Source organism: Alkaliphilus sp. B6464 (assembly GCF_018141165.1).
Lineage (GTDB): Bacteria > Bacillota > Clostridia > Peptostreptococcales > Natronincolaceae > Alkaliphilus_B.
On sequence record NZ_CP058557.1, the window covers coordinates 3,065,530 to 3,080,534 of the forward strand.

The 15,005-nt window shown below is 29.6% G+C and carries 10 protein-coding genes; 2 read left to right on the forward strand and 8 right to left on the reverse strand.

Annotated features, from left to right (window positions below; all coding sequences use genetic code 11):
• Positions 1–64: 64 nt before the first annotated feature.
• The 5 genes from HYG84_RS15605 to HYG84_RS15625 all read right to left on the reverse strand — a co-directional run bounded on the left by HYG84_RS15605 (position 65) and on the right by HYG84_RS15625 (position 8,944).
• Entirely contained in the window at positions 65–5,413 is a 5,349-nt protein-coding gene (locus HYG84_RS15605) for a diguanylate cyclase (protein WP_212378835.1), read from the reverse strand.
• Between the two features lie 128 nt (positions 5,414–5,541).
• Positions 5,542–5,997, reverse strand: coding sequence for a MarR family winged helix-turn-helix transcriptional regulator (locus tag HYG84_RS15610; RefSeq protein WP_212378837.1), 456 nt, complete (start codon positions 5,995–5,997; stop codon positions 5,542–5,544).
• 91 nt (positions 5,998–6,088) lie between these two features.
• Positions 6,089–6,976 (reverse strand): YegS/Rv2252/BmrU family lipid kinase, encoded by an 888-nt coding sequence (locus HYG84_RS15615; protein WP_212378839.1) that lies wholly within the window; start codon positions 6,974–6,976, stop codon positions 6,089–6,091.
• Between the two features lie 127 nt (positions 6,977–7,103).
• Entirely contained in the window at positions 7,104–8,603 is a 1,500-nt protein-coding gene (pdxR, locus tag HYG84_RS15620; protein WP_212378841.1) for a MocR-like pyridoxine biosynthesis transcription factor PdxR, read from the reverse strand.
• Between the two features lie 149 nt (positions 8,604–8,752).
• Entirely contained in the window at positions 8,753–8,944 is a 192-nt protein-coding gene (locus tag HYG84_RS15625) for a hypothetical protein (protein WP_212378843.1), read from the reverse strand.
• 420 nt (positions 8,945–9,364) lie between these two features.
• Here HYG84_RS15625 and HYG84_RS15630 point away from each other — a divergent pair, with 420 nt between their 5' ends.
• On the forward strand, positions 9,365–11,113 hold the full coding sequence (locus tag HYG84_RS15630) for an ABC transporter ATP-binding protein (RefSeq protein WP_212378845.1): 1,749 nt from the start codon (positions 9,365–9,367) through the stop codon (positions 11,111–11,113).
• Positions 11,114–11,132: 19 nt separating this feature from the next.
• Complete coding sequence (locus HYG84_RS15635; protein ID WP_212378847.1) at positions 11,133–13,205, forward strand: ABC transporter ATP-binding protein; 2,073 nt, start codon at positions 11,133–11,135, stop codon at positions 13,203–13,205.
• A 102-nt stretch (positions 13,206–13,307) separates the two neighbouring features.
• On the opposite strand, the gene HYG84_RS15640 is transcribed toward HYG84_RS15635, so the two are convergent.
• The 3 genes from HYG84_RS15640 to HYG84_RS15650 form a co-directional block, all read right to left on the reverse strand.
• Positions 13,308–13,448, reverse strand: coding sequence for a hypothetical protein (locus HYG84_RS15640; RefSeq protein WP_212378849.1), 141 nt, complete (start codon positions 13,446–13,448; stop codon positions 13,308–13,310).
• Between the two features lie 323 nt (positions 13,449–13,771).
• Positions 13,772–14,014, reverse strand: a complete 243-nt coding sequence (locus HYG84_RS15645) for a hypothetical protein (RefSeq protein ID WP_212378851.1) — start codon at positions 14,012–14,014, stop codon at positions 13,772–13,774.
• Between the two features lie 170 nt (positions 14,015–14,184).
• Positions 14,185–14,817 carry a GGDEF domain-containing protein gene (locus HYG84_RS15650; RefSeq protein WP_212378853.1) on the reverse strand — a complete coding sequence of 211 codons (633 nt, stop codon included), beginning with the start codon at positions 14,815–14,817 and terminating at the stop codon, positions 14,185–14,187.
• Positions 14,818–15,005 lie beyond the last annotated feature (188 nt).

The window sequence follows — 15,005 nt, forward strand, 5'->3', positions numbered from 1 at the left end:
TCAATCTTTAAGTATACAAAATAGGAAGGGTTATCCCTTCCTTATAATTTCATTATAATATATCCTATCTACTAGTCTTTAAAAGTGCACCGATTACATTACTTGTAATTTTAACTAAGTTATATGCATTATAGTCAAATTCCTTTTCTTTTATTGAAACCGATAGGTAAATTACACCACAAACCTTTTCATTAACTACAACAGGAATAATAATTACAGATTTCCAATTTGGTGTGTTAGTTAATATATCAAAGCTATTTATACTTTCCCAATCTATAATATATTTACCTTCCATACTTATAATCACACTTTTTACAAGATTTTCATTAAATATAAATGGCGGCACCCAGTCTTCAATAAACCGTCTACGATAATATTTTTTGTGAATTTTATTATCTTCAACAGTAAAAAGTATACCTTCTTCAGCCTCTAATATTTCTATTAATCTTCCTAGAACTGTAAATATCTTTTCTTTTATCGTACTATTTCTACTAATTAATTCAATTATTTCAGTAATGACGAGAACATTTCTTTGATCATGTACAATATTCCCCGTTACAATTCCTGCGAGTTTATCAACTCTCTTACTGCCTAAAATAATGTCTTTTTCCCACATAACACTTCTATTTCTACCATTTTCCTTAGCATTATAAAGAGCTTGATCCGCCCTTTCTATAATTTGAATCTGCTTATTTGCATCAGTAGGAAAACTTGCAATTCCACAGCTTATAGTTAGTTGAGCATTGCTTCCAAGTAACTTGGAACTTTGAACTTTATTCCTTACTTTTTCTGCTACAGTATAGGCTTCAACTTTATTTGCTCCAGGTAATAATATAATGAACTCCTCACCACCATATCTACCTACATAATCTGTGGTACGAATATTACTTCTAATAATTTTACCTATTTCCGTCAATACAATATCACCTTTTTGATGTCCATAAATATCATTCACATTTTTAAAATGGTCGATATCTAACATAATAATCGAAAGTGGCTGGTTTATTTCTTTTGCATATTCAATTTCTTCATCAAAAACTTGCTCAAAATATTTTCTCATATATGTTCCCGTCATCTTATCAATAGATGAAAAAATGGTCAAATAATGATTAGTAAGCAATATACCTGCTAAAGGCAAAAGATTTTTACAAAGCTTTAAAGTCTCTTCCGAAAAATTATTAAGAGCTTTGTCTGTTTCTAAATATAAATATCCTATAATTTTTTTCTGAAATTTATTATAGTTCTTCCTATTATTTTCTTGCACATTTTCACTATTTCCATTTTCATTTTCTTTATAGATAGGTAAACAAATCACCCCTCTTGTATCGTTTCTAAAGTATTCCCTATTGAAATCTCTAGTAGGACTTAGACTGCTTTTGCTAAAAACTTCTTTGTTAACGCTAGACACATTCTCTAATATACTGTTAATTTTATCTTGAGGTATACTCTGTCCTACTGATGTTATAGTTTTATGGCCTTCTTCCCCTATTATTGCACCTCTAGATGCCAATGTAGTTCTGCATGCTAGCTGTAATAAAAGATCTAAATTTTTAATATTATTATCAGTAAATGAGGCTACCAATTGTTCTATACTTGTAATATTGGTTCCATTAAACTTATCATAATGTTCTAAAGCTAACTTATAAAATTTTCTATTTTTTAAAATACTTTGAAGTTCTACAATATCAAAAAAACCTTCTAAGTTATTATCAGATAGCAACTTAACCTTATACTTTTCATAATTTTCGTCATTAATATCTAGGAAGTCTTTTGATTTCTTACCATTAATCAATTTTTCAATTATAAATAAATTTATTCTTACCAAAAACTTATCATCTTTTAGTAAATATAATCTTTTAAACTCGAAAGGTATTGTATTGAATAGTACATATATAACATCTAGAGCATTCAAGAAACTATTAATTGATCTTAAATATGCTCTAGACTGTAGATATGAACTTCCAAGCTGGGCATACACATTCCATTGTATCTCCTTAAATTGATCTAATTTTTTATTTAAAATTAGGTCTTCTAGAGCAACTATCTGTTGTTTCTTATTTAATAGAAAACTTCCAACATATTTTCTCTTCAAAATAAAATAATCATTATTTACAGTATTAGCTAAATCAACATCTTCGTCTAAAAGACATTTAGCTTCTGAAATCATTAATTTATTTATAAAGTAATTAGCTCCTTCTAATAGAATCATTCTTTTATCCCTTACATAGGGCGTTTCTCTATAGTCGTTAATTAGCTCAATGAGTTCTTTATCTTCGACCAATTCCCCCGAATTGTATTTTGCAAAATAATATAATTTTCGCATGCGTAGTTGTATTAAAAGCTCAGCATGAGAAAACTTTTCAAAAAATTCTTTAATTATTTGCAAAGCCTCATTATAGGCTCCCATTGCCATATATAGTTTTGCACAAGCTTCAAGATATGTTTCTAAATATATTGCCTTACGATTAACGTTTCTATTTTTGTAAATTACATTTGCTTTTAGCAAATACATATACGCTTGTTTGTATTCTCCTATATTTGTATAGCTTACAATTAGATTGCTATATACCATTAAGGTTGAAATTTCTTCCCCATATTCAAGTGCAAGCTCAATGCTTTTCTTTAAAACATCTATAGCCTTATAATAATCATGCTCCGTAATATAGGTTTCAGCAATGTTATTACTGAAAGTAATGATACAATCAGTTCTACGAAATTGCTCAGAAATTTTTAGCGCCTTTTGAAAGTAAACCCTTGCATTATGAGTATCTTGAAAATGATCATGATATATTACGCCAATATTATTAATCGGCCGAGCTGTTTCTTCGCTCTTATCAGCCTTTTCTAAATACTCTACGCTCTCCTTAAAAAGTTCTAATGCAATTACTACGTTTTCCTCAAAATACTCAACAATACCCCTTAGTCCCATGAACATTCCCATGTAATATAGGTTGTTTTGTACAAAGGCATAATCAAAGTATTGCACTGAAATAGCTTTCATTTTTTGTAACTCTCTCATTTGCATATATGCTCTACCTAATAAATAAGCTGCTTCCATAGTTCCATTAACATATTTAATTTTATTTGCCTCATCTATAGATTCATTTAGATAAGTTAATGCCAAATCAAATTCATTTCGAATTGAATATATTAGTCCAATTTTAATTTTTGCATCTATAGATTTCTTAGGTACATTTTGCAAATTAGCTAACTTTATAGCATAATTAAAATAATAAATTGCATCATTATTTTTAGATAAATTCTGACTAACATCTCCAAGATATATTAAAACAGTTAATTTCCTCCTGTCTGTATCATCCTCCAATAATTCATAAGCCCGTTTAAAGAAAGTATGTGCCTGTTCATAAATAAAAAACTTTAGCATTCTAATACCTGATTCTATACAATAGTTGATGGACTTATCTTTTTGGCCCGAATGTATTAAGTGATATATCAACTCTTCCTTATTCTCTCTACCTTCTTTTATATATAGCTCCTCTAGTATATTGCTTGCTTTAATATGTAGAAGTATTCTTCTATCTTCATCTATATTATTATATATATTTTTTTTAAAATCCTTGTTATGGAATCCATAGGTATATCCCCAGTCGTCAAGCTTTTCATTCAAAATCCTTAGCTGAGTTAAGCTTGAAAAATAATCATCGTAATCATTTTTTATAGTTCCTAGCATACCACTAATAATATCCTTTGAAATCGAAGTGTTAAATAATGAAACTACATCTAAAATCTCCCTTGCTGTATTATCTAAAGATCGTAGTTGCTTCAAAATTGATTCATCGATATTTTGGGAAAGTGCAATTTTATTATAATCATCTACACTTATGATTGGGGCAAACCCCTTATAATTGGTGCTATAATTAATTTCCAGTAATTTCTGTGAATATAGCTCCTTTATTATTTCCTCAATATGACTTGGTGTTCCTTCTGTATCTTTCATAATGCGACTTGCAAAATTTAGAGGTTCCTTGTGCCATCCTAAAATATGCTTAACCAGCTTAGCAGTCTCTTCTATAGTTAAGCTGCTTAGCTTTATGCTTAAAGCATTATCTATGGACCACTTATTTATATAATCTTTATTTTTATTACAATAAAAATGTCCATCCATATAACCTAATATTAGTAATAAAGGAGCCTTCTTAATCTTATTTAAATTAAGTAAATAATCTACGAACTCTATCATATACCTGTCAGCTAAATGAAAGTCATCGATTAAAATAACACAAGGATGAATTAAGGATACGTCAAACATAAAGTTGGCTACGCGGTTATAAAGCCTTAGTACTTCCTGATCATTCGATAAAATTTGAGATGGTATAATATTTCTGTTACTACCTAGTTCTGGAACTAACTTTATTAGTTCTCTTCCATACTTTGTAATATATAATTCAGATGATATTTTAATAAATTGTTTAAGAACACTACCTATTATTTCTCTAGAACCTTCTGCTTGTTGGTTAATAGTAACACGAAAGGATTTATATTTCTTCCACTTAATTAAGTGGAAGACTTCATTTATTAGTCTTGTTTTTCCAATACCTTTATCACCATTTATAAGCACTAGATTTTTATTAAACTTTCTTATTCGATCTTCTCTTATTTCACAAACATCAAGTATTTTCCTCAGTTCTTGATCTCTCCCAATAAGTGAAGTTTTAAAATTAATCTTATCTACATCCTTAAGATTTTCAATGACTTTGTTAAGACCATAAATATTTCTAATAGTATCATTGCATTCATGTATTGCCATATATCTCATATCAATATCATTACTTGTCATTTTTTGAATCATATTAAATAACTTACCTTTCAAACTACCATCCTTAAGATGGTCTTCGTTTCGTGAAGTTATACAACTATTGTCTAATAAAGTTAATGTAAGTAAATAGTAAAGCAATGATCCTAAAGAATATATGTCAGTATAAACACCTAATTCCATGCCACATCTAAGTTCTGGTGCAAAAAAACTGCATGTCAAAGGATGGAAATATGTTTTCATTATTTCCATTCTATATATACTAACTATATCCAATAGCTTTACAGTAAACTTATTCTCTTTTTTAATTACTTTAACGGTCTCTACACCTATATACTTATATACTATTCCATGATAATAAAGAAAATCTAGTGCACGGGAAATTTGCTTATATATATCCAGCAAATCATATTCTTCAAGTGGTTTGTCTATATCTGTTAAATTAATTGAATCCACATACTCTGTAGTATAGAAGAATATAGTCTCTTCAATAGGCTTATCGTCCATTATTTCAACAATTCCATAACTATATATACTCATGATACTTTCCTGGTTGTACGATGAAATCTCATAAAAATTACTATTGCAATATTCAATAAAAGGTCTTGTAATTTGAGTATCATTTACCAAATGTAACAAAACCTTTTCCCCCTTTTTTATTAAATCCAATGCTATGTATTGACTATAATAATGCTCTTGCTCTAGAGATTTTAAAATTTTATAACGACTATTTATTAACTCCATAGCACCACTTCCCCGATAATTTTCTATCTTTTACTAACATCTTCTACCGTCTTCTCATAAACCTTAGATATACCTTCTAATATAAACCCTCGCTGCTGTTGACTTACTTCTTTAAGAACGTCAGCTAAGTAGTTTCTTCTAGCATGTAGAACTTCATTAATGAGTTCATGTCCCTTTTCTAATACTTGAACTCTCACTACTCTTCTGTCTTTTTCATCACGTACTCTTTTTACCAATTGATTTTTTTCCATTCTATCCACTAGATCTGTTATTGTACTACATGCTAAAAACATTTTGCTACTTAATTCTCCTATAGTTATGTCTTCATTATTTATCAAATATTGTAAAGCTTCAAATTGTGGAGGTGTAATAGAAAAATCCGTTAAAATTTCCCGACCCTTTTGCTTAATAATTGTACACAGGTACCTTAGCTCTTTCTCTATTTCTGTAATGTTATCATCATACCTAATTTCTTGCATATCCTACCTCCTGATTGAAAATATTACACTTATTTTATCATATTTATAAACTTTTTTTAACAAATTCAAATTAATTATAATATTTTTTTGCTTATGGAATAAATACTTCAATGGCTTCTTTTTTTATTTCGAAATTCATAGGAAACTTTCCACCCTGTTCTCCATCCAAATCAACATATATATCTTCATTACATTCGACACTTAATCCATCTACCTGTATATACTCCAAATTAGGATGATTAGTATGGTTACCTATTAAAGCTTTAACAAAAATACTTGCAACATCAATAAATTCACTTTTTTCAACAATTAATAAATCAAATTTACCATCATTAATGCTAGCCTCTGGAGCAATATATCTAAATCCACCTACGGAAGCACTATTTGCTAAAAGAAAAAACAATACTTCTCTATCTTCTTCGACTTCTCCAATGCGCGTCCGTATTTTTATAGGCTTAAACATTTGTTTTGGTAATTCTTTAATACCCTCTAAATAATATGCGAACTTACCCAAAACAGTTTTTGATTCCGAGGAAACCTTATAAGCTACATCTGTCAGCAATCCTGCTGCAGCAACATTTAAGAAGTACCTATCTCCTCCTAACCCAACATCAACTTTAATGGTATTTCCCCTAATTATTAATTGAGCAAACTCTTCCATTATACGTGGAATTTTTAAATAGTTAGAAAAATCATTTACAGTACCTGCAGGATAAACTGCTAATTTGGGTCTATAGGTATTATTCATAATACCATTTACAACCTCATTAACAGTACCATCTCCTCCTATTGCTATAATTATATTATATTTATCTTTACAAGCATCAGAAGCCGCATGCATAGCATCTAACTGCTTCTCTGTTGGAAAAATATCTACATGATAGTTATTTTTATTTAAAAATTCAACTAGGTTAGGTATATTCTTCTGCACTATTTGCCTTCCCGAGTTTGGATTATAGATTATTTTCACTTTTTCCATAATTGTGCCCCTTTCAATGATATCTTTATAACAAAGACTTCTAATAAATTTTTTTAGTTAAAGAAGGCTTTGTCGAAATGTATTTTACAGAAAGTGTATATTAATACAATTTATAATTTCCTACATATTATAAAATAGGTCTATATTTTTCTTCATTTAGTCCACTTCTACTTATATCGTTTATTAGTTCTTTGATAATATTACTTATTATTATTATTCCCTGTTCTATTTCATAATTGTTAACAGAAGCAATGCTTAATCTGAAGTGATTGTTATCGTTTTGATGAATAAAGAATAAGTTTCCAGGAGCTAAAGCAACATTTTTTCTAATAGCCCTCTCATATAATTCCCTTGAAGAAATTTCCATAGGTAACTTAAACCAAAAGTTAACTCCACCCTTTGGATGTATATACTCAACTTGTGATGGCATGTACTCTTCAATGCTTCTTAACATCGTATCAAAGCCACTCTTATACTTTTTTTCCATATACTTAATATGCTCTTTCCAAGTTCCTCTCGTAAAGTAAAGTTCTAAAGCCCTCTGTAGAAGACCAGATGTAGAAATATCAGAGGAATGTTTTGCAAAAAGTAAATGATCATAAAATATAGATGGAGCTATTAAAAATCCTAGCCTTAACCCCGGCATAAATATTTTCGAAAAACTCTTTACATAAATAACTAAATCATTATTAATGTCTAAGCTTTTTAAAGTAGTATTATCGCATGAATAAAAGTTTAAATCGCTTAAATAGTCGTCTTCCACAATATACATATTATATTGTTTACATAAATTAATAATTTCCTCTTTTTTACTTCTACTATAGGATATTCCCGTTGGATTTTGAAAATTAGGCATTAAATATAAAAATTTAGGCCTAAAAATGCGTATTTTTCTTTCTAAATCATCAATATCGATACCATCATCTATAAGATTAACATCGATAATTTTAGCTCCTCTTGATTTAAAAGAAGCTATCGCCCCAGTATATGAAGGATTTTCAACAATAACTGTATCTCCATAATTTAATAATGCCTTTGCAATAATATCTATACCCTGTTGGGCTCCCGAAATAATTTGTAAACTATTTATATCTGCAAATATATTGTATTCTCTTACATATTTTATCAACGCTTCTCTTAAAGGTAAATACCCCTGGCTTTCTTGATAGTCAAAGGCATGCCCCTTATCTCTGTCCAAAACTTCATTTAAAGCTTCTTTAAAATCATCTACAGGAAACAGTTCCGCCATAGGAGTAGCACTAGCAAAATTAATCATGTCATTTTTAATTTGAATTTGCCCCTGTTCTATAAGAGAAAGAGACCCTAAGCCCTCAATTATTTTTTGATCTTCTGCTTCCTCAGAGATATAAGTCAGAAAATCAGGTGAAATATAAGTACCACTTCCCATTTTCTTATATACTAAACCCTCTTGTTCTAAAATATGATAAGCGTTTACCACAGTAACATTATTAACGTCTAATTTTTGCGCTAATTTACGTATAGGTGGTAACTTGTCATCCTTACTAAGTCTTTCTTCCATAATAAGCTTTTTTATTGCTTTATAGAGCTGAATATATAAATGTTCTCCCTTATCTTTGTAAAGCTTAATATTTTCAAAATGTTTCATCTATCATCAACATCCTTCAAGTCTTATATAATTACATTATATCAGTTTCTCCTATTATTGCCAGAGTCCCACTTCTTTAAAAGTTTTCATAAATTTGATTTTTTTACTTTGCTATACAATAAAATAAGGCACGTAATCCGTGCCTACTTTTAGTCTCTTCTATATTTATCCGCTAATCTTTGTAGCTCTCTAGCGTGTGTACCACTTTCTTCAGCAAAATTTTTAAATAAAGATGCTACTTCCTTGTCCTCAGTCTGCTTTGAAAGCATTTCAAAATCTCTAACCATTTCCTGCGCATCTAATAGCTTTTTCGTAATCATATCCTTTGTAGTTAAATTCATATATAACACCTCCTTCTGTTATTATTTTGCTAGTTTATACTTAAATTATGTATTTAAACCATACTTTTATCTTGTTCCCATGTATTGAATAATGTAATAGTATCTAAATCATTATTCTCAGTCTTAATATTTTTAATTGTATCTATATATTTTAATAATAATCTATCTAATTTATCTTCTATTAAAAATTCGTCTAAACTTGGGGTCTCAAAAAATCTCTTAGGAAAAGCTAACTCCCCTAATTTGAATCCAATTATAAGAACCTCATTAACACTAAAATCAATTTTTGTTTATTGTTGCCTAAAGTATTTTGCTTATACTAAAATAATTTAAAATAAGATTTCATTATATTAAAGGAATTTTTTGAATTTTATAGAATAAAAAGTTTAGTGTGGCAAAATATCTTGAGAGGTGAATACAGTGAAGCACTTTAAACGATTGAAAGATTTCTTGATTAAAAACAAATGGTACTATATATTAGGAGTACTTTGGCTTTTAATTGTAGACGTACTCCAATTACTTGTACCGGAAGTACTACGAAGATTTACTGATGATGTTTCCTCGGGTCATTTAACCCGCGAAAGTTTATTACGTTACGGACTTTATATTATTGCAATAGGAATCAGTATTGCATTTTTTCGATTTTTATGGAGAATGTACATTATTGGTGTCTCAAGAAGGTTAGAATATGAGCTTAGAAATAAGCTATTTACTCATCTCCAATCTCTTTCTACCAACTATTATAATACACATAAAACAGGAGACTTAATGGCTCATGCTACTAACGATATAAATGCAATACGAATGGCTTTGGGTCCTGGAGTAGTAATGATGACAGATGCAATATTTATGACTGCAATAGCTATCTCTATGATGGCTACTACTACAGATCTACGTTTGACTTTTTTTGCATTAATACCTCTGCCATTTTTAGCATATGCCATAGGCAAGTTTGGTAAGAAAATAAATGCTAGATTTAAATCTGTTCAAGAAGCTTTTTCAGCTTTAACTGATACTGTGCAGGAAAACTTTGCTGGAATAAGAGTAATAAAATCTTTTGTTCAAGAGGAAGCGGAAGTTAAGAAGTTTAGTGATAAAAATAGGCTTTTATTCAATAAAAACATGACTTTAGTAAAATTATTTGGAATGTTTCATCCTTTTATTCAATTAATGGCATCCCTTAGTTTTTTAATCGCTATTTTTTACGGAAGCACATTAGTAATATACGGACAAATATCTCTAGGTGACTTTGTTGCCTTCAATACTTATTTATCTTTGCTCGTCTGGCCAATGATGGCTATAGGATGGGTAATTAATATGCTCCAAAGAGGGGCTGCATCTATGGAAAGAATAAATAGCATTTTGGATGTGGAACCAGAAATAATAGATGCACCAGATGCAATTGATCTTGATAATTTTAAAGGAGATATTGTATTTGATAATGTTACTTTTAAATATCCTAATAGCAATTACAATGCCTTAGAAAACTTTTCTGTATACATACCATCAGGTAGTAGCTTAGGTATTATAGGGAAAACAGGTAGTGGAAAAACAACAATTATTAATCTACTTTTAAGGCTTTATGATATAGAAGAAGGGACAATTTCTTTAGATAATCATAATATAGCCAAAATCAAACTAAAGTTTTTACGGGATAATATCGGGTATGTTGACCAAGACAGCTTTTTATTTTCAACTACAATTGCAGAGAATATAGCCTTTGGTGTAGATAACTTTTCTATGGATGAGGTTGAAAATGTAGCAAGGATTGCTGAAGTTCATGAAAATATTATAGACTTTACTAATGGATACGAAACCTTTGTTGGAGAAAGAGGTGTGACGCTTTCAGGTGGCCAAAAACAAAGAACATCCATAGCTAGGGCGTTAATTAAGAAGCCTCAAATATTAATTTTTGATGACTCTCTATCGGCTGTAGATACGGATACAGAAGAGAAGATTCTCCAAGGTCTTAAAGATGAAATGAAAAACAAAACAACAATACTTATTGCTCATAGAATATCCACTATTAAAGATTGTAATGAAATCATAGTATTAGATGAAGGCAAAATTGTTGAAAAAGGCAACCATATTCAGCTATTGCAGAGCAAAGGTTTGTATTATGAATTTTATCAAAAACAGTTACTTGAAGAGAAAATATATAACGAGTAGATAGTTAGGGGTGTAGACAATGAGTAATATTCACAATGAAGAAGTATTAGGTAAGGCCTATGATTCTAAACTAATGGCTCGACTTTTAACATATGCCAAACCCTATTGGGCATGGTTATTAATATGCATTATGCTCCTTATGGTCATTGCAGGTATTGATCTTGCAGGCCCTTATTTAATAAAAGTAGCTATAGATGAACATATTAATATTTACGATAGACCTATAGCAGTTTATGATATCCCTCCAGCAGGCAATAATAATGTTATCTTTTTTGAAGACAAATATTATATTACGCTAAATAAAGGCAAGGAGAATATTATCGAAAGCTCCTATAAAAATGTACAATTAGTTAGACACAATAAAGATACCTTTTTAGTTGATGGTTATTTTAATTTGCAGAAAAATGATTTTACTATTGTGGAAAAGGATGGACAGTTTACTGTAGAAACTAAAGTTGGAAGCTTTAATGCACGTAAATTAACAGGGAATGAAGTTAAACTATTTAGAGAAAATGACGTTTCGTCCATACGTAGACTAGGCCTATTCTATTTTGCTATAATTATTGCTGGATTTATACTAAACTATGTTCAAGTATATTTGCTAAATTATACAAGCAATAAGATTGTATTTAATATTAGAGATGAATTATTTACTCATTTAGAAGAAATGTCTTTAAGCTTTTTTGATAAAAATCCAGTAGGCCGTTTAGTTACTAGAGTAACCAACGATACAGAGACATTGCAAGAGATGTATAGTGCAGTTTTGGTCAACTTGTTTAAGGATTTATTTTTAATACTAGGAATTATCATTATAATGATAGGAATGAATATTAAGTTAGCTCTATTATCCCTTACGGTTGTTCCTATAATATTAATAGCAACAACTATATTTAGAATAAAAATTCGCAAAGCTTATAGGGAAGTCAGGGTAAAACTAGCAAAAATTAATGCTACATTAAATGAAAATTTTACTGGGATGAAAACTGTACATATTTTCAAGAGGGAAAAACAACAGGCTGAACAGTTCGATAGTATTAATAAGGAATATTTAGAGGCTAATAAAAAAGAAATTCTTATTTTCTCCATCTTCCGTCCATCTATGGAGATAGTCAGATCTTTAGGTATTGCCATTATTATTTGGTATGGTGGTGGCCAAGTAATTAGTCAATCTATACAGTTTGGTGTTTTAGTTGCATTTATCGACTACTTAAAGCAGTTTTTTCAACCAATAAATGACTTAACAGAAAAATATAATATTCTTCAATCTGCGATGGCATCATCAGAGAGAATTTTTGCACTACTTGATAAAGATCCAGATATTATTACGCCAGCAAAACCTAGGGATATTGATAATTTACAAGGAACCATTGAATTTAAAAATGTCTGGTTTGCATATAACAGCGAAGACTGGGTTTTAAAGGACATTAGTTTTAAAATAAACTCTGGAGAATCCGTAGCCTTTGTAGGAGCCACTGGAGCAGGTAAATCCTCAATTATCAACCTAATTAGTAGATTTTATGATATTCAAAAAGGTGAGATATTAATTGACGGTGTTAATATTAAAGACATCCCTCTATCTACCTTGAGAAAAAATATAGGGATAGTACTTCAGGATGTATTTATGTTTACTGGTACTATAAAGGATAATATAGTTTTAAATAATTATGATATTCCTGATACAAAAGTACAGGAAATTGCTCAGTATGTTAATGCCCATGACTTTATAGAAAAGCTTCCTAAAAAATATGAAGAACCTGTAATGGAAAGGGGTTCTACTCTTTCTTCTGGACAAAGACAACTACTTGCATTTGCTAGGGCATTGGCAACAGATCCTTCAATATTAGTTTTAGATGAAGCTACTTCTAATATAGATACAGAAACAGAGGAGTTAATTCAAGACGCAGTTGTAAAGCTAATAAAAGGCAGAACTTCAATAGCTATTGCTCATAGACTATCGACCATTCAAAACTGCAATAAAATTATGGTTCTTCATAAAGGACGTCTGCGCGAAGTTGGAAATCATCAGGAGCTGTTAGAAAAGGAAGGAATTTATTATAAGCTTTATCAGCTACAGTACAAAGAAAGTATGTAGCACATCATTCAAATTAGGTAAAAATTTAATAAAAACAGCGGAACTATAAAAGATCCTATCTCTAAAGATGGGATCTTATTTTTAACTAATATGAACTATTATTTAACCTTCTTGCAAAAATCTATTTTCATACATTTCGCATTCATCTAAGGTGCAGGTGTTAACAACACAGTGTATGCAAGTATATACTCCACAATTCCTAGATTCTTTTAGTCCTTTTTCTTGTTTCTTATCCTCTTTCATATTTTAACCCCTTCCTTAGATAAGTTTTATTTGTAATATTATTATAAATTATTATCATTTGTTTGTCAATTGAAATAATTATTAATTTTATTTCATTTTATAATTATATATATTGTTTAGAGATAATAATATTATAATTGCAATACATAGAATCCTCTGTTTTATAAGATTCATCAATTGAGTAACCATAAGGAAAGAGCTCTATATTTTTAAATAAAGATTTAATTTTGCAATTTGTTAAATATTTATTGCATTTTTTCTTGCAAAAATCAAATTCATTGCAAGAATTTTACCTAATGACTGATAACTTCAAGACATATTGTTCACATCCAAATTTGATTAACAGGTATTCTTTTATCATCACTACAGTTTGGACAGTAAAAAAGATGTACGCACCGATGACCTTCTACACCATCAATCCTTTGAGTTATACTTTTGTCTAAATACGGGCTGTAATTATCAAAATAGTCTTCTATTGCACCTCTTGCATCCATTTGATTACCACAATCAGAACATTTTACTATGTAACTTGCCATTCCATTACAAATAGGACAAACCCATTCCATAAAAATACCTCCTACCAACTGGCTTTTTAATACCAGGTATTTTATCCTCATATGCTAACTTTATAAAATAAATAGGATATACTCTAAGCTTTAAGCATGATCACATATATTGTATGTTTTTTTCAAAAAAATAAACAAGCTATTTTTAGTAGCCTGTTTGTAGACCTAACCTATTTACTATACTTTTCAAAAATATCATCCAAGGCTTCCCTAAGTAAAAAAGCTTCTGTCTTATCTGTTTTCTGAGATAATTCTGCTAACCTTTCAAGTTGCGTCTTTGTATAATAGCTGGACTTTAATACCATACTCTCACTTTCTGCCATATAAACTCGGTTTTTTCCTTCCTTTTTTGCCCTAAAAAGCGCACTATCAGCAGCCCTAAAAAGATCTACAGAATTTTTAGCATTTCTAGGATGATTAGCTATACCTACGCTAATACGTATATTAATTTCCTTTTTCTTTTCCTTATCTCCTAGAGCGAATGTATTTGCTTCTAAATATTTTCTTATCTCTTCAATCATAATAAACCCGGTTTCAGAAAGTGTATTAGAGAATATAACACTAAATTCATCTTTATTTGATCTACATACTAAATCATCACTCTTTAAGTTTTGTTTCAAAATAGATGCCATTTTCTTCAACACTTGATCTCCTATATATTCTCCATAATAGCTATTAACAGTGTTAAAATTATCTATATCTATAGAAGCCAATGTAAAAGTTTCATTTAAGCTAGATATTTTATTCTCAACTACAGATAAAAGTTCTGCCTTTGTCATAATTCCTTCTATACTTTGAAGCATAAATACCTCACCCCTTTTATATTTTTTCTTTATATATATGTACCCATATATATGTATTATTCACTTTTAAAAGAACTTTTTTCTAATTTCTCAAACTCTAATGCCTATAATCACTCCGTACAATAGCTTTCCAGTAATAAAGCTTGTTGCTATAGAATATGTATGAATATAGTTAAATAAAGCTTTAC

What these genes read in the sequence shown, in the direction of transcription:
- HYG84_RS15610 (WP_212378837.1), bottom strand. Translation starts at nt 5,997, where the DNA reads ATGCAAGAAATTAGGTATGATGATAACATTACAGAAATAGAGAAAGAG.
- HYG84_RS15615 (WP_212378839.1), bottom strand. Translation starts at nt 6,976, where the DNA reads ATGGAAAAAGTGAAAATAATCTATAATCCAAACTCGGGAAGGCAAATA.
- pdxR (WP_212378841.1), bottom strand. Translation starts at nt 8,603, where the DNA reads ATGAAACATTTTGAAAATATTAAGCTTTACAAAGATAAGGGAGAACAT.
- HYG84_RS15625 (WP_212378843.1), bottom strand. Translation starts at nt 8,944, where the DNA reads ATGAATTTAACTACAAAGGATATGATTACGAAAAAGCTATTAGATGCG.
- HYG84_RS15635 (WP_212378847.1), top strand. Translation starts at nt 11,133, where the DNA reads ATGAGTAATATTCACAATGAAGAAGTATTAGGTAAGGCCTATGATTCT.
- HYG84_RS15640 (WP_212378849.1), bottom strand. Translation starts at nt 13,448, where the DNA reads ATGAAAGAGGATAAGAAACAAGAAAAAGGACTAAAAGAATCTAGGAAT.
- HYG84_RS15645 (WP_212378851.1), bottom strand. Translation starts at nt 14,014, where the DNA reads ATGGAATGGGTTTGTCCTATTTGTAATGGAATGGCAAGTTACATAGTA.
- HYG84_RS15650 (WP_212378853.1), bottom strand. Translation starts at nt 14,817, where the DNA reads ATGCTTCAAAGTATAGAAGGAATTATGACAAAGGCAGAACTTTTATCT.